The sequence below is a fragment of the Pseudomonas sp. RIT409 genome, assembly GCF_003052515.2.
Taxonomy (GTDB): Bacteria; Pseudomonadota; Gammaproteobacteria; order Pseudomonadales; family Pseudomonadaceae; genus Aquipseudomonas.
Genome location: NZ_QARE02000012.1, coordinates 102,973 through 127,096 on the forward strand (window position 1 = coordinate 102,973; position 24,124 = coordinate 127,096).

14 protein-coding genes are annotated in these 24,124 nt (G+C 61.8%); 5 read left to right on the forward strand and 9 right to left on the reverse strand.

The features are described from left to right. Window positions 1-22: 22 nt before the first annotated feature. The 4 genes from DBP26_RS16380 to DBP26_RS16395 form a co-directional block, all read right to left on the reverse strand. Window positions 23-415 carry a VOC family protein gene (locus DBP26_RS16380; RefSeq protein WP_108238574.1) on the reverse strand — a complete coding sequence of 131 codons (393 nt, stop codon included), beginning with the start codon at window positions 413-415 and terminating at the stop codon, window positions 23-25. A gap of 137 nt (window positions 416-552) precedes the next feature. Next, complete coding sequence (locus DBP26_RS16385; protein ID WP_108238575.1) at window positions 553-906, reverse strand: hypothetical protein; 354 nt, start codon at window positions 904-906, stop codon at window positions 553-555. A gap of 144 nt (window positions 907-1,050) precedes the next feature. Further along, window positions 1,051-2,433: a HAMP domain-containing sensor histidine kinase gene (locus DBP26_RS16390; RefSeq protein WP_108238576.1), complete on the reverse strand. Its 1,383-nt coding sequence runs from the start codon at window positions 2,431-2,433 to the stop codon at window positions 1,051-1,053. Then, complete coding sequence (locus tag DBP26_RS16395; protein WP_108238577.1) at window positions 2,430-3,140, reverse strand: response regulator; 711 nt, start codon at window positions 3,138-3,140, stop codon at window positions 2,430-2,432. The genes DBP26_RS16390 and DBP26_RS16395 overlap by 4 nt, the downstream gene beginning before the upstream one ends. Before the next feature lie 166 nt (window positions 3,141-3,306). Here DBP26_RS16395 and DBP26_RS16400 point away from each other — a divergent pair, with 166 nt between their 5' ends. Further along, window positions 3,307-4,089: a VacJ family lipoprotein gene (locus DBP26_RS16400; RefSeq protein ID WP_108238578.1), complete on the forward strand. Its 783-nt coding sequence runs from the start codon at window positions 3,307-3,309 to the stop codon at window positions 4,087-4,089. Here DBP26_RS16400 and DBP26_RS16405 read toward each other — a convergent pair. From DBP26_RS16405 to DBP26_RS16415, 3 genes are all read right to left on the reverse strand, one after another. Next, window positions 4,076-4,519, reverse strand: a complete 444-nt coding sequence (locus tag DBP26_RS16405) for an Hsp20 family protein (protein WP_256600870.1) — start codon at window positions 4,517-4,519, stop codon at window positions 4,076-4,078. The two genes, DBP26_RS16400 and DBP26_RS16405, sit on opposite strands and share 14 nt — an antisense overlap. An 87-nt stretch (window positions 4,520-4,606) precedes the next feature. Further along, window positions 4,607-5,134, reverse strand: coding sequence for a thioredoxin family protein (locus DBP26_RS16410; RefSeq protein ID WP_108238579.1), 528 nt, complete (start codon window positions 5,132-5,134; stop codon window positions 4,607-4,609). A 97-nt stretch (window positions 5,135-5,231) separates the two neighbouring features. Next, window positions 5,232-6,128 (reverse strand): LysR family transcriptional regulator, encoded by an 897-nt coding sequence (locus DBP26_RS16415; protein ID WP_108238580.1) that lies wholly within the window; start codon window positions 6,126-6,128, stop codon window positions 5,232-5,234. Window positions 6,129-6,260: 132 nt separating this feature from the next. Here DBP26_RS16415 and DBP26_RS16420 point away from each other — a divergent pair, with 132 nt between their 5' ends. Beyond that, a complete protein-coding gene (locus DBP26_RS16420; protein ID WP_108238581.1) occupies window positions 6,261-6,989 on the forward strand; it encodes an SDR family oxidoreductase in 729 nt (242 codons plus the stop codon). Here the strand turns inward: DBP26_RS16420 and DBP26_RS16425 are convergent. After that, window positions 6,983-7,894 carry an AraC family transcriptional regulator gene (locus DBP26_RS16425; RefSeq protein WP_108238582.1) on the reverse strand — a complete coding sequence of 304 codons (912 nt, stop codon included), beginning with the start codon at window positions 7,892-7,894 and terminating at the stop codon, window positions 6,983-6,985. The genes DBP26_RS16420 and DBP26_RS16425 overlap by 7 nt on opposite strands. A gap of 96 nt (window positions 7,895-7,990) precedes the next feature. Here DBP26_RS16425 and DBP26_RS16430 point away from each other — a divergent pair, with 96 nt between their 5' ends. Beyond that, window positions 7,991-8,755, forward strand: a complete 765-nt coding sequence (locus DBP26_RS16430) for an SDR family oxidoreductase (protein ID WP_108238583.1) — start codon at window positions 7,991-7,993, stop codon at window positions 8,753-8,755. A gap of 58 nt (window positions 8,756-8,813) precedes the next feature. Here the strand turns inward: DBP26_RS16430 and DBP26_RS16435 are convergent, their stop codons facing one another. Continuing rightward, window positions 8,814-9,248 (reverse strand): GNAT family N-acetyltransferase, encoded by a 435-nt coding sequence (locus DBP26_RS16435; protein ID WP_108238584.1) that lies wholly within the window; start codon window positions 9,246-9,248, stop codon window positions 8,814-8,816. Window positions 9,249-9,430: 182 nt separating this feature from the next. Between DBP26_RS16435 and DBP26_RS16440 the strand changes: the two genes are divergently transcribed. Then, window positions 9,431-11,110 (forward strand): ShlB/FhaC/HecB family hemolysin secretion/activation protein, encoded by a 1,680-nt coding sequence (locus DBP26_RS16440; protein ID WP_177411068.1) that lies wholly within the window; start codon window positions 9,431-9,433, stop codon window positions 11,108-11,110. A 21-nt stretch (window positions 11,111-11,131) separates the two neighbouring features. Then, window positions 11,132-24,124: a filamentous hemagglutinin N-terminal domain-containing protein gene (locus DBP26_RS16445; RefSeq protein ID WP_108238586.1), complete on the forward strand. Its 12,993-nt coding sequence runs from the start codon at window positions 11,132-11,134 to the stop codon at window positions 24,122-24,124.

Genomic DNA, 24,124 nt, shown 5'->3' on the forward strand with positions numbered 1-24,124 from the left:
GCGGGCGGCCCAGGCCAAAGATTCAGGATTCGGAAGGCGTGAGCAACTCGGATATCTCGATCAGATTCAGGTCCGGGTCGCGGACATACACCGAGCGGATGGGGCCTGTGGCGCCAGTGCGTTGAACCGGCCCCTCGACGATCGGCCATTGCTCGGCCTTCAGGTGCGAGATCACCGCGTCGAGGCCGATGCTGGCGATGAAGCACAGATCCAGCGCTCCCGGCACCGGAAGGTGAGCCTTGGGCTCGAATTCGCGACCGCGCGCGTGCACATTGATTTTCTGTTGACCGAAACGAAAGGCCAGCCGGCCATTGCCAAAGGTTTCCGGGTGCATGCCCATGACCCGTACATAAAAATCCTGGCAGGCCTGGACATCGATGGTGGTCAGGACGAGGTGGTCGAGATGGTCGATCATGGTGAACTTCACTCTTGGCGTTGAGAGGCTGAGAGTGAAGCACGGGGGCAGGGTGGCCGTCTTCAGCAGAGTCGGACCGTCGCCGCTAAAGATGGCGTGCGGCAGCCAGGTGTCAGGCTGCCACGGGGGAACAGGGATTAGCTCCTCAGGTCGGTTCGTTTATCGCCACAGGGCACTTTCTGCTTTTCATCCGGGTGGAACTCACCCTTCACGGCCAACTCGCCCAAACGCTGTGTCAGCGCGCGCTCGACCGTTTCGACAGCCTGAGCGTCGTTCAGGTCGTCGACCAGCAGCCATAACCGAGGCAGGTTTTGGAAAAAGGGGTCGTCGATCTCGACGTCATCCGTCAGGTCCCGTTCCATGCGCCAGATGCATTCGCGTTGAGAGGTGTGCGGGTCCTGCGGCCAGGTTTCCGAGGTGGTCAGCCAGACTTCATAGAAGTCGTGAAGGTTGGTTTCTTCCAGTTTTTCCAACGGTACGAATGTGTTCACGGCGTCACCTGTCTACGAGTGAATTACGCGGCAGCGTGGATTTCGATGCCTGCCCCCCGCGCCGCTGACGGCAGCGCAGGCGTTCACCTTAGGGCCTCACAGGTCCGGGAGAGTTCCATCGATTTGCCCGCACAGGGACAGGCGTCATGTGCTGGGCAAGTCGGGGCGAGGAACGCCCTGCGGGGGTAACTGAACAATGACCTCCAGGCCACCGCCGGCGCGCGCGGCCAGGCGCAGGCGCCCTCCATGCTCCAGAACGATCGCACGCGCGGCTGGCAGCCCGAGGCCCACGCCGCCGGTGTTCCTGTTGCGTGAGGCCTCCAGACGAAAGAACGGTGCGAAGACCTGCTCCTGGTATTCGGGCGCGATGCCAGGGCCACGGTCGGCGATGCGAATCTCGATGCAATCGGTTCGAGCGTCCAGGCTCATCACTGGCTCGCGGCCGTATTTGGCGGCGTTGTCGATCAGGTTGACCAACGCACGCTTGATCCCAACAGGCCGCCCCCAGTAAACGAAGCGCGGCACGCTGTTCAGCCCGACCTCGACACCGGCGTCCTTGAAGTCGTCGACGAGGGTGTGCAACAGCTCCGCCAGGTCGAAGGCGGTGGCCGGTTCAAGCCGTGCATCGTCGCGAAAGAAGTTCAGCGCCGAATCGACCATCGCTCGCATTTCGTCGACGTCACGGAAGAGCCGCGCTTGCTGCTCCGGGTCGTCGATGAATTCGCCACGCAAGCGCATGCGGGTCAGCGGGGCGCGCAAATCGTGGGAGATGGCCGCGAGCATCTGGGTCCGGTCGTGCAGGAAATGCTGGATTTGCGCCTGCATGGCGTTGAAGGCGACGATCGCCTGGCGAATTTCCTGCGGGCCGAGCTCAGGGATCGGCGGGGCCCTGAAGTCTGTGCCGAAGCGTCGAGCCCCCTCGGCGAAGCGCTCCAACGGTGTCGCCAGGTAGCGTGTGGCGATGAGAACCACCAGCAAGGTCGAGGACAGCATCAGCGCGAACACGATCAAGTTGCGATAGACCGCCGAAAGCCCCCAACTGCGGCTGGGCACCGAATACATCACCCACGAGCCATCGCTCAGTTCGAGCAGCAGCGCGTAACGCCCTTCACCTTGGGTGGACCAGTCGCGGGGTTCGTAGGCTTCTATGCGGGCGTCGGGCCGGTTCAACAACTGGCGCAGCAGCGGGGCGCCGGAGCGGAAGTCCGGGTCATCGATGGTTGGCAGGCCTGCATCTTCGTGGCGGGGCAGCCACTGGGCATCGAAGGCCTGATCACGGGTCGCATTCGCGAGCGCCGGCCGCTGTTCACGGGGCACGGCGTCGATGATGCGGGTAATCGCCGCGACTTTTTCCATCAGGCCGGTTTCCGTCAACGGTGGCCTGGCCCATACCCCGCCCAACAAACTGAATGCGCCATTCAAGGCCAGCGACGTCAGCATCGCGGCCAGCGTGGTCAGGGCGATCCAGCGCGCGACGGTGTCGGCCGGCCGCCATCGCCTGGCTTCGACCCACGCCTTGCGGTTCATCGGCCCACCACGTCGGGGGTGAACAGGTAGCCCACGTTGCGGATGGTGCGAATCATCGGCGTGCCCGCCAGATCGGCTTCGAGCTTGCGACGCAAGCGGCTGACCTGCACGTCGATGCTGCGGTCGAAGGCGTCGTGGGTCTCCCCGCGGGCCATGTCCAGCAATTGTTGACGCGACAGTACGCGGCGCGGGTGCTCGGCGAACACCAGCAACAGCTCGAATTCCCCTGCCGACAGCGGAATCATGACGTTGTCCGGTGAACGCAATTCGCGGCGGGTGACATCCAGATGCCAACCGGCGAACGCTAGGATCGGGCGCGGGGTGTCCAGTGGCGCACTGCGTGTATCCGACGTCCTGCGCAGCACGGCGCGTACCCGGGCCAGCAGCTCGCGGGCGTCGAACGGCTTGGTCAGGTAGTCGTCTGCCCCCAGCTCGAGCCCGACGACCCGATCGCTCGCTTCGCCAAGCGCCGTCAGCATGATGATCCCGGCGTCGTACTCGGCACGCAGCCGCTGGCACAGCAGCAGGCCGCTGGTGCCCGGCAGCATGACGTCAAGAATGACCAGGTCGGGTGCGCGCCGCGCCACGGCCTGCCACAGGGCTGCGCCATCGATGGCGACCTCGACGCTGTAGCCATGGCGCACGAGGAATTTCTGCAACAGGGCGAGGACTTCAAGGTCGTCGTCGACCAGAATCAAATGGCTCACGATGGACAGGCTGCCGGACGGGAAACAGGTGCCTATCTAAAATCATTCAGCGGTCGGCGTCATATATTTCAATCCGGAAACAAAGCGACACCCTTGCAAGAATCCAGCAATCATCGGGCAAACAATCGCGGGCAGTCTCGGCAGCAGTCCTTGTCGAGATGCCCGCATGCCAACGCTCAATGCTGTTCCGCCCTGTGTTCGTATCGTCACCCTCGGGGCTCTGGCGCTCCTGGCCAGTGCCTGCACCACGCAACCTCCTTCCCCGGCAACGTCCTGCGAGCAGGTCGACTATGAGGTGCACGATCCCGCCGAAACCGTCAACCGCGGGATTTTTGCTTTCAATCGCACGGTCGACGATTACGCCCTGGCGCCGGTGGCCCGTGGCTATCGGCACCTGCCGAGCGTCGTTCAAGCGGGGGTGCATAACTTCGTCGCCAACTTCGGCGAACCCAAGGTCTTCATCAACGATGTGTTGCAGGGCAATGCCCGGCGCTCGGTGAACACCTTGGGGCGGTTTGTCATCAACACCACTGTGGGCCTGGTCGGGCTCATCGACGTTTCTGGCAAATTGGGCATCGAGCGGCACAAAGCCGATTTCGGGCAGACGTTCGGCGTCTGGAGCATCGCCAACGGCCCCATCGTCGAACTGCCGTTGCTCGGCACGGCCAACCTGCGGGACGCCACCGGCAAAGTGCTGAGTTTTGCGGTCAACCCCTTCGGCGACAACAGCGACACCGTGGAGACGCTCAGCACCGTCAACACGGTGGGAGGCATCGTCGACGGGCGCGCCGAGACGCTACCGGTCACTGACAAGCTCAAGCAGGCGCCGGATTATTACGTGGCGCTGCGCGATGGCATGGCGGCAAAACGGGCACGCTTCGTCGATGAAGGTCGCGCGGGGGCAAGCACTTCGGCGGGCAGCCCTTGTGGCTCGGTCAATGGCGATTGACCTGCCGTCGGGAGGGCCCGTCATCAGGGGTGTGGATGCGGATGTGTCGGGCGCGAGGGGCGTCGGGCACGACCCGCAAAAGGAACACGATCAGCAGGCCGTTTTCGAACGTTGCGCCCTGCACCTCGATGTGGTCCGCCAGGTGAAACACCAGGCGAAACGCACCCTGAGCGATGCCTTGATGCAGATAGGTGGCGCCGGCGTCGACTTGGCGCTCGGCGCCGCAGACCGTCAGGACGCCTTTTTCCACCTGCAGGTCCAGGTCGTCGGCGGACAGGCCGGCGGCGGCGATGACCACCCGGTAATAGTCGTCACCGTAGCGTTCAACGTTGTGAGGGGGGGAGCCCATGGCGGTTTCGCTGTGCAGCGCTGATTCGAAGAACGCGTTGTATCGATCGAATCCCACCGATTGACGGAACAGAGGCGCCAGTGATCGAGACGCGAGTCGCTAAATCGGCTACGCACACTAAGCAGTAAGGCTCATCGGTGGAAAAAAACAAGCGCGGCGCCCACTTTTTCAAGCCCTGCCCACTGCCGCCGGACTTAACGGGCGTTCGAAGATCGCCAGCAGGTCCTCGACCGTGCTCTCCACATAGAGGCCTGCGCGATAGGCCGGCTTGAGCGCGTCGCCGCCTTGGACCACCGCATCGGGGCGCTCGACGAAGCGCCCGATCACTTGAAAGTCTCGATCGAGCACCAGCACGAATGGGATGGCGACCCGCTCCAGCGCCAGGTGCGTTTTCAAAGCGTCTTCGGCGCGCGCCTTGGTGATGATCGACAATGTGACGGACGGCGCAAAGCGTTGCAGGCTGTCCATGACGGCGAGGTTGATCTGGCAATCCGGACACCACATTTCACCGGCCGCCAAGAGAAAAAAAGCGTCATCCAGCGCTGCCAGACGGTGTCGCGTCCCGGCGCTCAACGCATCCGGCGATGCCAGCTTTCGCTGAACCGCCCGCACGGCGTCGATCTCATCGGGCAGTCCGTGGCGGACGAAGTCGTCGAACGTTTGCCCGATAGCAAACAGGTCCTGGTACGAGGTCATGATCAAAGGCTCATTGGCAAATGCGATGGTTCATCCCACCAGAAACGGACGGCCACCGCAATCTGATCCCGGCTCGTTGCTCGAAACTGTCGTGGCATCAGGCTGACGGCCCCGATTTGCGCACATGGTCGACCAACGCCCGCAGCTTGGGTGCAAGGTTGTGGCGGTTGGGGTAGTACAGGTAGAAGCCCGGAAATGGCGGCAGGTATTCGTCCAGGACGGTGACCAGTTCGCCACGTTCGAGATAGGGGCGGAAGGTGTCTTCGATACCAAAGGTGATCCCGCCGTCCGCCAACGCGGTTCGCACCATGAGCAGCATGTCGTTGGTGGTGATTTGCGGTGACACTGCCACGTCGAACGCGCGGCCGCGGTCACTGAACTCCCAGCGCCAGGGCGCTACGTCCGGTGCACGGCGCCAGCCGATGCAGCGATGGGCCGTCAGGTCGCGGGGGTGCTGAGGCCTGCCGTGGCGCGCCAGATAGGCAGGGCTGGCCACGGCCATCTCCCGCTGTTCACCTGTGACGGGAATGGCAATCATGTCTTGTTCGATCACTTCGCCGAGCCGCACACCGGCGTCGAACCCCCGCTCGACGATATCGAAGGTTTCATCCGTGACGGTGACGTCCAGCGACACCTCGGGGTAAGCCTCCACGAAGCCTGCGATCAGCGGGCCATCCAGGAAGCGCTCGGCGATCGAGGTCACGGCGATCTTCAGCAGGCCTCGGGGCGGCCCTTTCAAGGCTGCGTCGTCGAGGGCGCAGGTCAACGACGCCAGCGCTTGCGCCGTCTGTTGATACAACGCCTGGCCGGCCTCGGTCAGCCGCACGTTGCGGGTAGAGCGCTGGACCAGCGACACCCCGAGGCCGTCTTCCAGCCGACGAATGCTCTGGCTCACTGCCGAGCGGGTGACATCCAGCCGTTCGGCGGCGGCGCGGAAACTGCTCAGTTGCGCCACGGCCGCAAAGGCCTTCAACAAATTGAGATCCGTCTTCATCGGTAAGCAACTCATAGGTCGGCATGTCATTGGTTAGCAACGCTAACCCATTCAGTCAGTTCTGGAGGACTTATCGCGACAGTCTGGGTTGGTTACCGTATTCGTCAACCTCACTGACACAGGTAATTTTCCATGACGATCGACAAAATCATCCTGATCACCGGTGCTTCCAGCGGTATTGGCGAAGGCATCGCTCGTGAACTTGGGGCTGCCGGTGCAACGCTGCTGTTAGGGGCGCGGCGTACCGAGCGGCTGCAGGCACTCGTCGATGAAATCAACGCCGCCGGCGGGCAAGCGGAATATCGTCGGCTGGACGTCACCGACAAGGCTGATGTCGAGGCCTTCGCTCAGCACGCCCGCAACCGCTGGGGGCGGGTGGACGTCATCATCAACAATGCGGGCATCATGCCGCTGTCGCCCATGGCGGCGATGAAAACCGAAGAGTGGGACCGCATGGTCGACGTCAACATCAAGGGCGTGCTGCATGGCATTGCGGCGGTATTGCCGGAATTCACCCGGCGTCGAGCAGGGCACGTGATCAACATGGCCTCCGTGGGTGCACTGACGGTCTCGCCGACGGCGGCAGTGTATTGCGCCACCAAGTTCGCGGTGCGCGCGATCTCCGACGGGTTGCGTCAGGAGTCGCCCGACATCCGCGTGACATGTGTCCACCCCGGTGTGGTAGAGAGCGAACTGGCCTTGACCATCACCGATGAGGTCGCCAAGCAGGCGATGGAAAGCTACCGGGCGGTCGCGCTGACGCCGGACGCCATTGGCAGGGCCGTGCGCTATGCCATCGAGCAGCCGGACGACGTCGACGTCAACGAAATCGTTGTACGGCCGACGCGTTCGGCTCAGTGAAGCGCGGCGTATCGACCCGGTGGCATGCCGACATGGCGGGTGAACGCGACGCCAAAGGCGCTGACCGAGCGGTACCCCACGCGGTCGGCGATCTCGCTGATGGCCTGTTCGCCCTGGCGCAGCCAGCGTTTGGCCAATGCCATGCGCCAGGTCAGCAGGTACTCCATGGGCGGCATGCCCACTGCACGGCCGAAGGCTTCGAAGAACGCTGAGCGCGACATGCCCGCCGCGCTGGCCAGTTGCGCGACGTTCCAGGGTTGAGCGGTCTGTTCATGGATGCGGTGCAGCGCCAGCGCCAGCTTGGGGTCGGACAGCCCGCGCAACAGGCCGGGCGAGAGCGCGCTGGAGCCCGTCGAGCGCAGGGCTTCGATCAGGAGGACCTCGAGCAACCGTGCCAGCACAATGTCCCGCGCCGGCCGTTGCGCGCGCGCTTCATCACCGACCAATTGCACCAGTGTGGCCAGCCGTTGCTCGCCCCGAACATGCACCCAGCGGGGCAACAGCGGCACCAGCAAGGTGGCGTCCTGTGAGCCGAACACGCAATGGCCCACCAGCATGCGCACCGTCACCGGCGCCTCGGGATCACCCACGCGCACGCCGCCGGGGATCGGGGTCAGCGGTGAAGTGATGGCTTCGTCTGCGGCGGGTGGCAGCCGATCAAGGCTCGATGTGGAGAAGGCGCGCGCGGCAGGGATCAGCACGAAATCACCCTCCGTCAGGGTCATGGTGTCTTCGTCCTCGGCGTTCTCCACGGTCAGTCGACACGCGCCTTCCAGCACAACGAAATAGAAGGGACGCCCGGTCTCCGAGCGCCTGACCGCCCAGGGCGCGGAAGCAATCACTCGTTTTGAAAAGGGCGCTGTCGGCTGCAGCAACGAGACGACTTCTGCCAAGGGGTCGACCATCTGGACTGTCTCGACAAATAACAGGACGTTGAAGTGTATTCCGTCTGGCAACTTCGTTCTATGGTGGGCTTGTCCCTCATTCCTTGGAGTTTGCACATGACCACCGCTTCCACCGTCTTGATTACCGGCTGTTCGTCTGGCTTTGGCCTGGACATTGCTCGTTTCTTCCTCGACCAGGGTTGGAATGTCATCGCGACGATGCGCACGCCCCGGGCGGATCTGTTCGAGCCTTCGGAGCGCTTGCGTTTGTTGGCACTGGACGTGACCGACAGTGGCAGCATCCGACGCTGCCTGGAAGAAGCAGGCCCTATTGATGCGCTGGTCAACAACGCGGGCATCGGTTTGCTAGCCCCGGTCGAAGGCCTTTCGTTGGCCACCGTGCGCGAGGTTTTCGAAACCAACACCGTCGGTACCCTGGCCATGACCCAGGCGGTATTGCCTGATTTCCGCCAGCGACGGGCGGGTGTGGTGGTGAACGTGACCTCCACCGTGACCTTGAAATCCTTGCCGTTGCTGGCGGTGTACACCGCCAGCAAGGCCGCGGTGAATGCCTTCACCGAATCGCTGGCGCTGGAACTGGAGCCTTTCGGTGTGCGGGTCCGGTTGGTGTTGCCGGGGCGGGCACCGGACACACGCTTCGGCGACAACGCGCGGCGTCTGATGGCCGCGGACATCCCTGAAGCGTACGTGGCGTTCCGCGATCAGGTCTTCGCCAGTGTCCGCGATACGAGTACGCCGGTCACCCATGCCCGGGATGTTGCGCAGGCTGTCTGGCGCGCAGTGACCGACCCTGCCGCACCGATGCGCATCCCTGCAGGTGCCGACGCCGTGGCCCTGAGCCAAGCCACCGGCCAGGCGTGATCTGGGAACCCCGATCGATCGCCATGGGCGTCGGCCCCTGGCCGTCAGCGCCAGCGCTTCATGCGTTCTCGTTGCCGGGGCGGGTGAAGGAGTAGCGGTCGATGTCCTGCCGCAACTGCCAGCCGCGGTTCAGCCAGTAACGGGCCGCGGCATCGTTGTCCTTGAGAACGTCCAGATGGCATTTGCCGATGCCCAGCGCCTCAAGGGCGGACAGGCACCGCTGAACCAGTGCGTCGGCAATGCCACGCCGCCTGAACGCGGGCAATACCAGCAGATGTTGCAAATAACCCCGCCGCCCATCGTGGCCGCACATCACACAGCCGCACAGCCCAGCCTCGGTTTCAGCGACGAAGCTCATGCCGGGGTTGCGTTGCAGATAACGTGCCGTGGCTTCGCGCGAGTCGGCATCCCGGATAGAAATGCCGGGTGTCTGGCGCATCAGGGCGAGGACAGCATCGTAATCGTCCAGGGTCATCACACGAATGTGGGTCATCAGAGCGAGCCTCTGTAGAGAAGGGTGGCAGCGTAACAGGGCGTGTAGGACAGGTCGCCCCGACAAAAACGAAGATTCCGACACTTTTTAATTGACGCCAAACATATGACTGAATAGGATCCAGTCCGCTTGATATCACCGTGCCATTGCAAGGATGCTCCGTGGGTTTTTCCGTTCGCCGAATCGCGCTCTTTTGTCTGCTGACTGCACCGCCACTGGTCGCCAATGCCGCACCCACACCGGGCGAACAAGACCTCATCCGCGACCGTCAGGAGCGCTTGCTTCAGGAGCAACAACGCCGGCTGGACGAACTGAAGAGTTTGCCCGGCCAGCCACCTGCACCTGCGCAGCCGAACCCGGTGCCCGACACCCGCTGTTTCACCATCAACACGATCGAGCTCAAAGGCGCCGATTCTCTTTCCGAGTCCGAGCGCAATCGTTTGACCCAGCCGTACCTCGGCCAATGCCTGGGCGTCTCGCAGCTTAACGAGCTGCTCAAAGTCATCACCAACCTGTACATCGAGAAAGGCCTGGTCACCAGCCGCGCCTATCTGCCCCAACAGGACCTGTCGCAAGGCCATCTGCAGGTGCTGGTGATAGAAGGGCGGCTGGAGAAACTTGGAGGCGATGCCGACAGCGGCTTGACCGAGCGTGAACTGGCCATGACGTTTCCCGGGCGGGAAGGGCAGTTGGTCAACCTGCGCGAGATCGAGCAGATGGTCGATCAGCTCAACCGTTTGCCCTCCAACCAGGCGCAAATGGAGCTGACGCCTGGCCAGCAGGTGGGGGGCAGCGATGTGGTGGTCAAAAACACGCCGCAGAAGCCTTGGCGCGTCAACCTGTCGCGCAACAACGACGGCCAGCGCAGCACGGGAGAACAGCAGTGGAACGCCGGCCTTGAGTGGGACAGCCCCTTGGGTCTGGCCGATCAACTGAGCCTGCGCGGTGGCCACGACGCCATGACCGATTCGGCCCACACCTCGCACAATGCTGCCCTGGCTTACAACGTGCTATGGGGCTGGTGGAACTTCAGTTACAGCTATAACGAAAGCGATTACCGCTCCGAAGGGCAAGCTGACGGCTTCACCTTCAAACAGACCGGCGACAGCCAGACCCATCAGGTGCGCGCCGAGCGCGTCGTCTACCGCGATGCGCTGAGCAAGACGTCGCTCAACATCGGCGTGTCGCACGTGCGCACCAACAACTATGTCGAAGACAGCCGCCTGGCGCTCAGTAGCAACCGCATCACCGAGTTGCAATACGGTATCAACCATGGCCGCCGCATCGGCGGGGCGTTTCTCAACGTTGACCTGGGCATGCAGCAAGGCATCGGCGCCTTGGGCGCTCAAGATAATAATCACCCGGACCCGGGCGAGCCTGACGCGCGCTACCGCAAATACACCGGCACGGTCAGTTACCTGCAGCCGTTCAAACTGTGGGGCGAGAGCCTGACCTTCACTAGCCTGGCGACCGGCCAGCGCAGCGAAGACGTGCTGTTCAGCCCGCAGCGCACCAGCCTGGGCGGCTCGGCGTCGGTGCGTGGCTACAAGGACCAGTTTCTCTCGGGTGACAGCGGCGGCTACTGGCGCAACGAGCTGCGCCTGACCCGTCCGGTGACCCTGGATTGGCTGCGCCCTGTGTTCAGCGACTACGGCGCTGCGGTCGGTTACGACCAAGGCGTCATCCGCAATGATCGCTACAACGGCGACGAACACGGTCGGCTGTCGAGCAACGCCTTCGAATTCTTCGCCCGCGGCCAGCACGTCGCGGCGAGTGCCACCTTTGCCCACTCTCTGGAACGTCCTGGCGGCGTGATCGAGCGCGAGTCGCCGATCTATTTTCGCCTCGACTTCTTCCTCTGACGCTTCGCCGGAATCCCTGACATGGACGTTCGCTTCTTTGATTTCCTCGCCCGCCAGCCTTCCGCGAAACTGACCGAGCGCAGCACTTTCTGCGGCCTGCCCAAGCGCGGCCTGGCGCTGATTCTGGCCAATGCGATGTTCTGGCAACCGCTGCTGGTCCAGGCCGATGGCATTGCCGTCAGTGGCACCACCAACACCACGCTGGGCCAGGCCGGCAACGGCGTGCCCATCGTCAACATCGCCGCACCCAACGCCAGCGGCCTGTCCCATAACCAATATCAGCAGTACAACGTCGGTGCTCAAGGCGTCATTCTCAACAACGCCACTAACCGTACCCAGAGCACGCAGTTGGGCGGCATCATCGTGGGCAACCAGAACCTCAATGGCCGCGCCGCCAGCACCATCCTCAATGAAGTAACCGGTGCCAACGCCACGCAGCTCAAGGGCTATACCGAAGTGGCAGGGCAGGCCGCCCGCGTCATCGTCGCCAACCCATACGGCATCAGTTGCAACGGATGCGGCTTCATCAATACGCCGCAAGTGACCTTGACCACGGGCAGACCCGTGTTCGACAGCGCAGGCGGGATTGACCGTTTCCACGTCGACGGCGGCAGCGTTTCCATCGACGGGCAAGGGCTGAACGCTGATAACGTCGATCGCTTCGACATCATCACCCGCAGCGCAAAAATCAACGCCGAGCTGCACGCCAAACAACTGAACATCGTCACCGGCCGCAACGACGTCAACGCCCAGACCCTGAAGGCCACCCCCCTGGCAGATGACGGCAGCGCCAAGCCGCAACTGGCCATCGACAGCTCGGCCCTCGGCGGGATGTACGCAGGCGCGATCCGCCTGGTGGGCACCGAAGCCGGTATTGGCGTAAAACTCGCGGGTAATCTGGCCGCCAGCGCAGGCGACATCCAGATCGACGCCAACGGCCAACTGAGCATGGCCCAGGTCGCCGCCAACGGCGCCGTCAACGTCAAGGCCGCCAGCGCCGAGGTGCAAGGCGCGATGTACGGTAGCAGCGTCGACGTGCAGGCCCGTGACGCGTTGAACATCCAGCAGAACATCGCCGCGCGTGATCGCATCAGCCTGAGCAGTAACGGGCAATTGACCAACAATGCGATCGTCGAGGCGGGCGTGAACGCCGACAACAGCCGCAATGCGGCGGGTGATGTGGCGCTGAATGCGCAGAACCTGCGCAACGCAGGCAGCGTCACGGCCAGCCGAGCATTGCAAGCCACTGTTGCCCAGACGCTCAATAACCAAGGCGGCACGCTGAGCAGTCAGGCGAGCCTGCAGGTCTCGGCTGCGGTCATGGACAATCGGCAGTCGGGTCGCATGCTGAGTCAGGGCAGCACCGGGGTGACAGCCGCTCAGGTGCTCAACGCTCAGAATGGCTTGATCAGCAGCACGGGCCTGACGATCAACGCGAATCTGTTTGACAACCGCCAGCAGGGCAAAGTCTTCAGCACCGCCGGGTTGTCAGCCACGATCACCGGGCAAATGCTCAACGGCTTGGGGCTGTTCACCGCCAATGGCAATCTGCAAATCAGTGCCGGGGAGCTGGACAACCGTGGCGGCACCGTGCGTGGTAATTCCGCGCTGAGCCTCAACGCGACCAACGTTGCCAACGACGGTGGCAGCTTGACCAGCGCGGGCTCGCTGAGCGTGACAGCAGCGAATGCCGTTTCCAACCAGGGGGGCGAATTGCTGTCGGATTCAGCGCTCGTGCTGAAAAGCCTTTCGCTCGACAACAGCACGGGCGGCCGCCTGGCAGGCGCCGGGGTCGCTGTCCAGACCGGTGCTTTCGACAACCACGCTGCCAGCTTGACCAGCAGCGGTCGCTTGCAACTGACCGCGCAGCAGGTCAACAACAGCCAAGCCGGACGTATTGCCAGCGCCTTGGGCCTGAGCGCGTTCGTCACCGGGCTGGACCAACGCAATGGCGGCCGGCTTTACGGCAACGGCGATGTCACCCTGGACCTCAATGGTGGTTTGCTGGATAACCGGGGCGGCCTCATCACGGCGCCAGGGCAGCTACTGCTCAAAAACCTGAACCAGGTGTCCAACCAGGCCGGAGAAATCTCCAGCGCCAAGGCGTTTTCCTTCACCGCGAGCGACCTGCAAAACGACGATGGCTCGCTGATCAGTGATCAGTCCCTGGTCGTGCGCGTGAATCGGCAGCTCAGCAACCTGAGAGGCGAGGTCTCGGCCAATGGCTTGGATGTGCACGCGGGCACATTGCTGAATGACGGTGGCCGCTTCAGCAGCCAGACCAACCTGGACGGGCTCGTTTATGGGGCCATGTCCAACCGCAATGGCGAATGGTCAGCCGCAGGCAATGCCACCCTCTCGGCGGCAAGCCTGGATAACGCCGGTGGCGACGTCGGCGCGGATCAACGCCTCTCACTGAACGTGAGCACGACCCTTGATAACCGGGGCGGGACCCTTGGTGCGGCCAAGGGCATTGCGCTGCAGGCTGCTAGCTTGAACAACGCCGAATCGGGCGCCGTGGTGACTGACGGCGATCTGGGCATCGTGCTAACCGGCGAGCTCGACAATCATGATGCAGGCAGCCTTCAAAGCAAAGGTGCACTGAGCGTGCAGAGCCTTTCTCTGGACAACCGCGCCGGTCGCTTGTCGACACAAGGGGCGTTGGCCTTGCGCAGTGGCAGTGTCGATAACCGTGCCGGTGTCGTACGTGCCGATCATGACATGCAGCTGTTCATCGACACCCTGACCAACAGCCAGCAAGGCTTGATCAGTGGCAAAGGCGGCATCGCGTTCATTGGCGAGCAGCTCAATAACCAAAGCGGCTTGATCAGCGCGTCTGGCCTCCTGCAATTGCAAGCCGCCAGCGTCCAGAACGATACGGGGCGCATCTCCAGCCAGAGCGACCTTACCGCTCGTATCGACAGTCTCACTCAACAGGGTGGCGAACTGGTCGCGCAAGGTGATCTGAACCTCACAGGCAGCTCGCTGAACAACGAAGCCGGGGGGCTGGTGGGTGCCAACGGCTCGTTGAACCTGAACGTGACGCGCATTGACAACCGTGGGGGTGAACTGTCCAGCCAGCGTGACGTGGTGGTCACCAGCGAGCAACTGGACAATAGCGACGCCGGCAAGGTCATCGCCGGAACGGGGCTGAGCTTGACCGTCGAACATCTGTTCAACCGTGCCAAAGGCTTGTTGTTCGGCGACATCGTGGACGTTGACGGGCAGTCGCTGGATAACTCGGCCGGCACCGTAGCTGGCCAAAACGGTGTGCGTCTGGACCTGTCCGGCGACTGGATCAACAAGGGTGGGGCCGTGAGCAGTGAGGCCGACCTGGAGGCCAGCACTGCGTCACTGGACAATGCCCTCGGCAGCGTTTCCAGCGCAGGCGCCGTGAAGGTCACGGCGGTGGGGGGCGTGAACAACCAAGGCGGCTCGATCAGCACAGACAGCACCTTGGATCTGACCAGTGCCAGCCTCGATAACCGCAACCAGGGGCTGATTTCCGCCAAGGGGGCCGTCGCGGTCACCACCGGCGATTTCGATAACAGCCACAGCGGACAACTGACCAGCACGGACCGCCTGACCCTTGAAACGGCGCAGCTCACCAATCGGGACGGTGCGCGCATCGCCGCAGCACGGGCCATCACGGCCAATGTCACGGGGCTGGATCAGCAGGGCGGGCAACTTTACAGCAACGGCACGCTGAGCCTCGATCTGAACCATGGGCTGCTCAACAACCAGAACGGCCTGATCAACTCGCCGGGTACCCTGCTGCTGAAAAATCTGTCCAGCGTCCAAAACCAGCACGGGGAAATATCTAGCGGCCAGGGCTTCAGCCTCATGGCTGACCACTTCGATAACAGCGGCGGGAAACTGATCAGCGATCAGGCGCTGATCGTTCGCGTGGCTCAGGCGCTCGACAACGTCAAAGGCGTGATCTCGGGGGCATCGCTGGATGCCGGTGCGGCTGACCTGGACAACACCCAAGGTTTGCTGAGCAGCCATGGCGATCTGTCGCTCACTGTCGACAACGCTCTGAATAACCACAACGCCACGCTGATCGCCGACGGCAAGTTGCTGCTGAACGCCGCGAGCGTGGACAACGGCCTGGGCCAGATCGCCAGTAAACAGGACCTGATCGCCAACATCGGCGGCTTGCAGCAACAGGGTGGTCAGTTCATCGCGCTGGGAAGTCTCAGCCTCACCGGTACCCAGCTCGACAACCGTCAGAATGGTCTGCTCAGCGCCAACGGCCTGCTGAACCTGAATGTCGCGAACGTCGACAACCGTGGCGGCGAGATCTCCACTCAGGACGCAATCAGCCTGACCGCCCAGCAACTCGACAACAGCGACGCGGGGCGCGTGGTCAGCCAGAAGCACTTGGCCCTGACGGTGGATCAACTGACCAACCGCAACGCCGGTGTGCTGTCTGGCAACACCGGCCTGAGCCTGACTGGCACACGGCTGGACAACAGCGGCGGCCACCTGCTCAGCCTGCAAAACGTTGACCTGCGCCTGAACGGCGACCTGCTGAACAACCTTGGTCTGCTCAGCAGCGAAGGCACACTGAGCGTGCGCAGCGCCACGCTGACGAACAACGGCGGGAGTCTGTCCAGTGCGGCCGCGTTGAATCTAGACACAACCGGGGCGATCACCAATCAGGGTGGCAAACTCGTCACCGACGGCAGCCTGAACCTCGACAGCGCCAGCCTCGACAATACGCTGAGTGGCAGCATCAGCGGCAAAGGCCCGGTGGCGATTCGTACCGGTGCTTTCGACAATAGCCACAACGGCCGCGTGAGCAGCGCCGACAGCCTTGAGCTGACAGCGGCGCAACTCAGCAACGGCAGCGGTGGCAGCATCGGCAGCAACAAGGCGCTGACGGCCGGCGTCAGCGGGCTCGATCAGCAAGGCGGCACGTTGTTCAGCAACGCCAGCCTGACGCTGGACCTCAACCATGGCCTACTGAACAACCAGGGCGGCCTGATCAACGCCCCCGGCGCCTTGCTGCTGAAAAACCTCGCAGCCGTGAATAACCGGAATGGCGAAATCTCCAGCGCTCAAGGGTTCGCATTCAACGCCGACAGCCTGGACAACAGCAACGGCAAGCTGCTGAGCAATCAGGCGCTGATCGTGCGCGTCGCTCAGGCCCTGACCAACGTCAAAGGCATGATCGCCGCTGCCAGCCTCGATGCACGCAGCGGCACTCTGGATAACAGCGCCGGCACCCTGACCAGCCGCGGCGACCTGACCCTCACTGTCGACGGTCTGCTGAACAACGGCAACGATGGACTGATCAACGCCGCGCAAACCCTCAACCTGCGAGCCACCGGCATCAACAACGTCGGCGGTACACTGCTGGGCACCGCCGCGCTGAACCTTGATCTGAACGGCGCGGACCTGGACAACAGCAACGGCCTTATCACCACCCAAAACCCGCTGACCGTCAGTCACCTGCGTGACCTGAAAAACGCCGGTGGTGAAATCTCCAGCAGCCAGAGCTACAGCCTCACAGCCCGTACGCTGGATAACAGCAACGGCAAGCTGATCAGCAACGGGACCCTGACCCTGACGGCGGATTCGTTGCTCAACCAGTCGGGGCTGATTTCCGGTTGGCAGGGACTGACTGTCAGTGGCGGCAGCCTCGACAACCGCAACGGCGGCACGCTCTCCAGCCGCAGCGGCGACCTTGGGGTCGCGCTGACCGGCGCCTTGCTCAATACTGCCAACGGCGCGCTGGTCAGCCAGAAGGCGCTCAACGTCACAGCCGCCAGCCTCGATAACCGCGGTGGGATTCTGTCCAGCGGAGCAGGGCAGACCTATACCGTCAGCGGCCTGCTGGACAACGGCCAGAACGGCCTTATCGACAGCGGCGCCGCCCTGACCATCAACGCGGATCAACTGGGTAACGCCGCAGGCACGATCAACGCGCAACAGGCATTGAGTTTCACGGGCACCGCTCTGGACAACAGCGCCGGTAGCATCGCGGGGAACGCAGGTGTTTCCCTTGACCTGCTTGGCAACCTGACCAACACCAATGGCAAGCTCGCCAGTGCGGGCGACCTGCTGATCAGCCGCGCAGCGCAGGTCAATAACCAAGGCGGCCAACTGGCGAGCCAACGGGCGCTCACCCTGTTCACCGGTGCGCTGGATAACCGCAATCGCGGCACTGTCGCCGCCAATGACAGCCTGCTACTCACCGCCAGCGGCGCAATCCAGAACGGCAACGACGGCCTGATCTACAGCAAGAACGCGGGCCTGACGGTGCAGGCCGCGAGCCTCGCCAACGGCCACGGCACCGTGCAAAGCCAAGGCGCACTGAACCTGACTGTCACCGGCGACATCGACAGCCAGGCCGGCAAGATCATCGCTCAAGGCGGCGATCTCAACCTCACCGCCAACAACGTCGACAACCGGGGCGGTGTGCTTTCCAGCCTGCAAAACGCCTTCACCGCCCGCATCACCGGGGTGTTGAAAAATGGTTACGACCTCGCGCGCAACGGCGGCATTACCCAGGCTCAGCGCCTCGACATTCGGGCGTTGGCAGGCATCGACAACTACGGCGGGCGGGTTTCTGCGCAAAGCGGCGACGCGTTGATCAACACAGGTAACGGCAATTTCGACAACCGCAACGGCGGGCTGTACGCCAAGCAGAAGATCAGCGTCACCGGCAATCATTTCGATAACAGCGGCGACAACGATGGCCAGATCGCCGGTCAGCAAATCGACCTTGACCTGGCCGGCGCCCTTAACAATCGCCTGGGCATCATCGAAAGCGACAGCACCCTCAGTATCAAAGCGGCCAGCGTCGACAACCAGACCGGCAAAATCCGCGCCTTGGGCACTGGCGGCGTTACCCAGTTCCAGATCGGCGGCCTGTTCGACAACCGTAACGGCACCCTGGAAACCGCCAACACCGACTTGGCGCTGGGCGTAGGCAACCTGCTCAACGCAGGCGGCAGTGTGCTGCATGTAGGCAGCGGCAACTTCGGTATTTCCACCGCCAACGTGATGAACGCTGGCGGCAGCTTCGTTACCCGCGGTGCGCTGACGCTCAATGCGGACAGTTGGACCAACAGCAGCGTGCTGCAGGCAGGGACGCTGAACGTCAACGTCAATAATTTTACGCAGACGGCGAGTGGGCAGTTGTTGGCGTCGACGGCGCTGACAGGATCGGGGGGCAACTGGAACAACGACGGCCTGATCGCCAGTGACGGCACGCTGAATCTGGCGCTTGGCGGTACCTACTCCGGCAACGGTCGGATGACCAGCCTTGGAGTGCTCGGCCTGGGCGCAGGCCAATTGGCACTGGGCAGCGCGGCCAGCATCGCCGGCGGTGCGCGCACCGACATCAATGTCTCGGGACAGGCGAACAACTATGGCCGCATGACGTCAGCGGCCGACATGGTGTTCAACGCCGGGGCCATTGCCAACTACGGAACACTGGGCGCCGCTCAGGCCCTGACCGTGACGACGCCGACGCTCAGCAACGCGCAAGGGCTGATCTTCAGCGGCGCGGACATGCAGTTGAACATTGCCAGCCTGAGCAACCTGACAGGTGATTTCTACAGTCTGCGTAACCTGACCGTCGGCGGATACGGCACTGCACGCGCCAACCAGGTCGCCAACGTGTCCGGTTCGATGGAAAGCGGCGGGGCATTCTCGATCAACGCCACCGCATTCGAGAACCGGACGCAAGGTTCGGATGGGGCACAGAACTTTGCGGTGGGGCGCACGCTGATTTCAGGGTTTATCGCAACGCAATGCCTGGATTGCAGTGGCGATCACTATTCCGTCAACTTCGTTGCAAGGGAGACGTTCAACGCAGGCGAAGACAGCGACACCAGCGCCTCAGCCTTGCTGACGGCGGGCAGCAATTTCTCCTTCACAGGCAGCAGTTTCCTCAATAGCAAAAGCACCCTCAGTGCTGGCGGCAACATCTCCATTCAAGCGGACAACGTTAAAAACATCGGAGCCGTCAGCGGGACCGTCGAGCGCACCCGGACGTACTTCTATGGCGGCGACGTCAACGGCCATGAAATTACAGACGGGGATGTCAATCGCTTCATGGCGAATGTGGTCGCTTATAACCAGCGTGATAACCCTAATTTTCCATACGTCTACTACGTCGCGCCTTCAGGGGAGTTGCGCCTGGCCAAAGTCACTTTTACTAACGGTCGAGAGCCAGGGCACGACGGCGGTTTGATACGAGTCACGAACGTCACAGATTTGCAGACCAACGCGAATGTCTCGAGTCTGACGCTTTCTGGTTACAGCTTCGGGTCTCAGCCAGCTTCACAATACGACCCGAACAACCTTCTGGCGTTACCTGCCGGGCTCAGCACAATGACCCTGGTCAGCGACGTAGAAGTGGCCAAGGACGGCACCAACAGCGCCGGGCGCAGTGCGGTGATTCAAGCGGGCGGCAACGTCTCCATCAGCGCTACCCAGGATTTGCAGAACAGCGTCATCCACGAAGATTACGCCTCGGCAGGCGGCACTAATAAAGTCGGCAGCACTCAGGCGGCGGGCACCGGCAAGACCGTCGTCGTTCGCCTCAATGCTCAACTGCCTCCCAACCTCGCCCAACAGCAAGTCGACCCGACCACCTTGCCGGGCTTCAGCCTGCCGACCGGCCAGAATGGTCTTTTTCGTCTGAGTACCCAAAGTGGAACCGATGCAGCGCCGATCGGGGCTGGGTCTGGTAGCTGGACCCTCACCGGCGCCAGCGTTTCGGCAGCGCAACGTGAACAGTCAGTTCCCAATGCGTCCATCAGCCCGCTACGCGTAGACGCTGTGGGCCAATCGGCCAGTACCTCACAGCAGGTCACAGCCCTCACGCGTGATGACACGGGCGTCAATGTCAGTACAGCCGCGCTGAACACCACCAGCCCAACCGAGGCAGGCAACGCGGGCGTCGTCCTGCCGGTCCGCACCTCCGAACCCGCCAGCGCGACCAGCGTCGGCGCTGTTCCTCGCGCCACGGCGAGCGATCAAGCGACCGCTGTGCTGCCGACCGTGGGCTCCACAACCACCCAAAGCATCGCCAAGGTCCAGGGTTTGCCAAGCTCCGCCGCCAAACCCAGCACCGGCAAATACCTCATCGAAACCAACCCCGTGCTCACCGACCTCAAGCAGTTCATGAGCTCGGACTACCTGCTGGCGGGCCTGGGGTACGACCCGGACACCAGCGCCAAGCGCCTGGGCGACGGCCTCTACGAACAACGCCTCGTACAACAGGCCGTCACCGCACGTACCGGCCAGGCCTTCATCGATGGACAGACCTCCAACGAGGATCAGTTCAAGTACCTGATGAACAACGCCATCGCCAGCAAGGAACAGCTCAACCTGTCCGTTGGCGTGTCGCTGACCTCCGAACAAGTCGCCGCGCTGACCCACGACATCGTCTGGCTTGAAGAGCACGAGGTAAATGGCGAAAAAGTGCTGGTGCCGGTGCTGTACCTGGCGCAAGCCGACAACCGCCTCGCACCCAACGGCGCGCTGATCGCCGGTAACGACGTCACCCTCATCGCCGGCGAAAACCTCGACAACGTCGGCACCCTCAAAGCCACCAACAACCTGTCGGCCATGGCAGGCAAGGACTTGGTCAACAGCGGGCTGATTCAGGCTGGCAACCGGCTGGATCTATTGGCGGGTAATGATCTGACCAACAAGGCAGGCGGCATCATCGCCGGTCGCGACGTGACGTTGACCGCCATCGGCGGCGACGTCACCAACGAGCGCACCCTCACCGCCCTCGACAGCGACGCCCGCGGCCAACTGCACAAGGATTACGTCGACAATGCCGCGCGCATCGAAGCCGCCAATGACTTGAGCATGTCCGCAGGTCGCGACATCAACAACATCGGCAGTGGGCTGCAAAGCGGGCGTGACATGACCCTGAACGCTGGGCGAGACGTCAACCTCGTTTCCAGTCAAGTGGTCAACAGCCTCGTGCTGGACAGCAAGCACACCAGCAGCGACATCACGCAGATCGGCTCAACGGTGAGCGCAGGGCGCGACCTGTCGGTCCAGGCGGGACGCGACGTCAACGCCATCGCCACGCAGATCGACGCCAAACGCGACATCGCCATCGCCGCGACCGAGAACGTCACCATCGCCTCGGCGGCGGACGAAGATCACTACCTGTCCAAGAGCAAGAAACTGACGATCCAAGAGGACCACGTCAGCCAGGTTTCGACCGATATCACCGCAGCCGGCAGCCTCGCCGTCAGCGCCGGGCAGAATCTGGCCGTCATCTCAAGCCGCATCACCGCAGGCGACGAAGCCTACCTGGTCGCGGGCGACAAGCTCGACATCCTGGCAGCCGAGGACAGCGACTACTCGCTCTACGACAAAAAGAAAAAAGGCTCCTTCGGCAAGAAAAAAACCAAACGCGATGAGGTGACCCAAGTCACCAACATTGGCAGCGAGATCACCTCCGGCGGCAACATGATGCTGGTCAGCGGAGGCGACCAGCACTATCAGGTGGCCAAGCTCGACAGCGGTAAAGACCTGACCTTGAACAGTGGCGGGGCCATTGATTTCGAGGGCGTGAAGGATCTGCATCAGGAGAGTCACGCGAAGAGCAACAGCAGCCTGGCGTGGAACTCGATGTCGGGTAAAGGCAGCACGGACGAAACCCTGCGCCAGAGCGAATTGATCGCCAAAGGCAACTTGGCGATCAAAGCCGTGGATGGCCTGCACATTGATGTGAAGCAGGTGAATCAGCAGACCGTCAGCGAAGCGATTGATGCGATGGTCCAGGCTGATCCCAATCTGGGGTGGTTGAAGGATGCGGAAAAGCGGGGGGATGTTGACTGGAAACTGATTAAAGAAACTCACGACGCCTATAAGTACAGCAACTCGAGCCTGGGCCAAGGCGCGATGTTGGCGATCATCATTATCACTACAGTATTGACTGCGGGAGCCGCGAGCGGCGCGATCGGAACATTGGCTGGGGCTCAGGCTGGCGCTGGAACGGCCATGGCGGCAGCCACCACTTCTGAAGCCCTGGCTGCCGGGGGCCAATTTTCAGCAGCTGGATGGGGTAATGCCATGGCGACCGCGGCATTGACCTCTATGGCCAGTACAGGCGCTGTCAATGTCATCAACAATAAGGGCAATTTAGGGGCTGCGCTAAAAGAAACATTCAGCAGTGAAGCATTAAAAAATGCGGCTATTTCGGGAATGGTCGCTGGATTTACTACCGGTGTCATCGACGCAAAGCTAGGAGGTACAACTAAGCCATTCAACAGCCTGACTAAAGGATTCGACCTAACAACAGTTGAAGGTGTTCGAGGCTTCGCACTTCATCTAGGCGCCCAAGGTGTAACGTCGGCAGTCATTGAAACGGCGGTTAAAGGCGGAAGCCTTAGTGATAACTTACTGGGAAATATTTCCAGTCAAGCCGGCGTTGTCGCTGCCGCTGTTGGATTCAGCCAGGTAGGTGACTTCGCCCAGAAACAGTACCTGACAGCGCTCGGAAATAACGACCCGGCTGGAATGGCTCTTTGGGGTGAAGGCGGTGCCGGTAGAGTCTTCTTACACGCGCTTATGGGTGGCGCAGTGTCAGCAGCAACGGGCGGGGACTTTGCGACCGGTGCTATAGCTGCAGGCGCCAGTCAAGCCTCGGCTGGTGCTTTGAAAGCAATGTTTGACAACAATCCGGAGTTGCGCCAGGGCATGGCTCAAATTGTGGGGCTTACAGCCGCGGGCCTGAGCGGCAACGATGTGAATAAGGCGGCTTGGATTTCATTAATGGCGGATCAATACAACCGCCAAATGCACCCGGATGAAATCCCGCTGATCAAAAAAGAAGCTGCCCAATTTGCTCAAGAGGCAAACATCAGCCCAGCGGAGGCTGAACAGAAACTTGCCAAGGCACTGGTGTACTACACCGATAGGAATTGGAATGGCCTGCTGACCCAGCAGGGAGAAGTGCCGAGCGAACTGACGCTGAAATATCTGGGAATAGCGCTGGCGCCTTTAGCGGGCACCTATGCTCCTCCTGGTGGAGACATACCATCGGTGGGGCCAGAGCGAACCTATTCATCGGCGGACACGATAGTGCTGCTCGCAAACTACCGAAGCAATCACGCGGCTGAGTATGCGGATAGCTCCATTAATTTACTGAATCTTCAAAGTATCTACTCCGGTGATCTCCTTGGCGAATACGCGGCGTTCTACAGGAACAATCTGGCCGTCACGCCCGATTTCTCTTCCGCCGCATCAAACGTGGCGAATTCGGCTAGCGGAGCCATCGCAGGTGCCAATGCTGGATTTACGGGCTCACTAGCGTCGGCCTGGGCAGCACTGATGAACCCTAGTGCCGTGACAAACGGCATCATGGGACTGTCCAAAAATCCGTTCGAGAGCTTGGGGGCAGCAGTAGAGACCAGTCAGACCAAGGAAGCGCTGGCGAAGTTGTACGACATGCAAGGGAATTATTTTGCGAGCGCCGAGATCAGGGCGCAAAGCGATGTAGAATTTGCGTTGAATTTTCTTCCAGCCAATCGTATAAAGACGCTAGCTGAATTAGGGGCTTTGACGAAAGCTGATGGCGCTTACTCAGCGTCGACAAGGTTTGAAGCGGCGGGTGGTGCAAAAGGGGGCGCTGTTAGCTCCGGCGCTGAAAATGCGGCCTTGTATCTACCGCTCAAGGATCAACTCTTACAAGAAAACCTGAGCAATATCGCGGCCCAAGACTCAAGGTTAGCTGCGGCCGTGAATGGCAGTGGAACGAGAAGTCTGAACTTTTCCATAGGTCAGGGCACATCTTACGAAGCTAATCAGTTAGGTAAAATCTGGGTTGGCGATGGTGCGATCAAAACAAGTGATGGACTTGGTTTGATTAGCGCAGACGGTACTCGCGTATATAGGCCGCCAACACCAAAAAATTCATCTTTTGCGACAACAGGCGTGCAGGCAAATTTTGAAACGTACAGCGTTAACTCTGTAACAGGTCAGCGCATAAAAGTAAGTAATGGCCATCTGAATGTGGCGGATTAG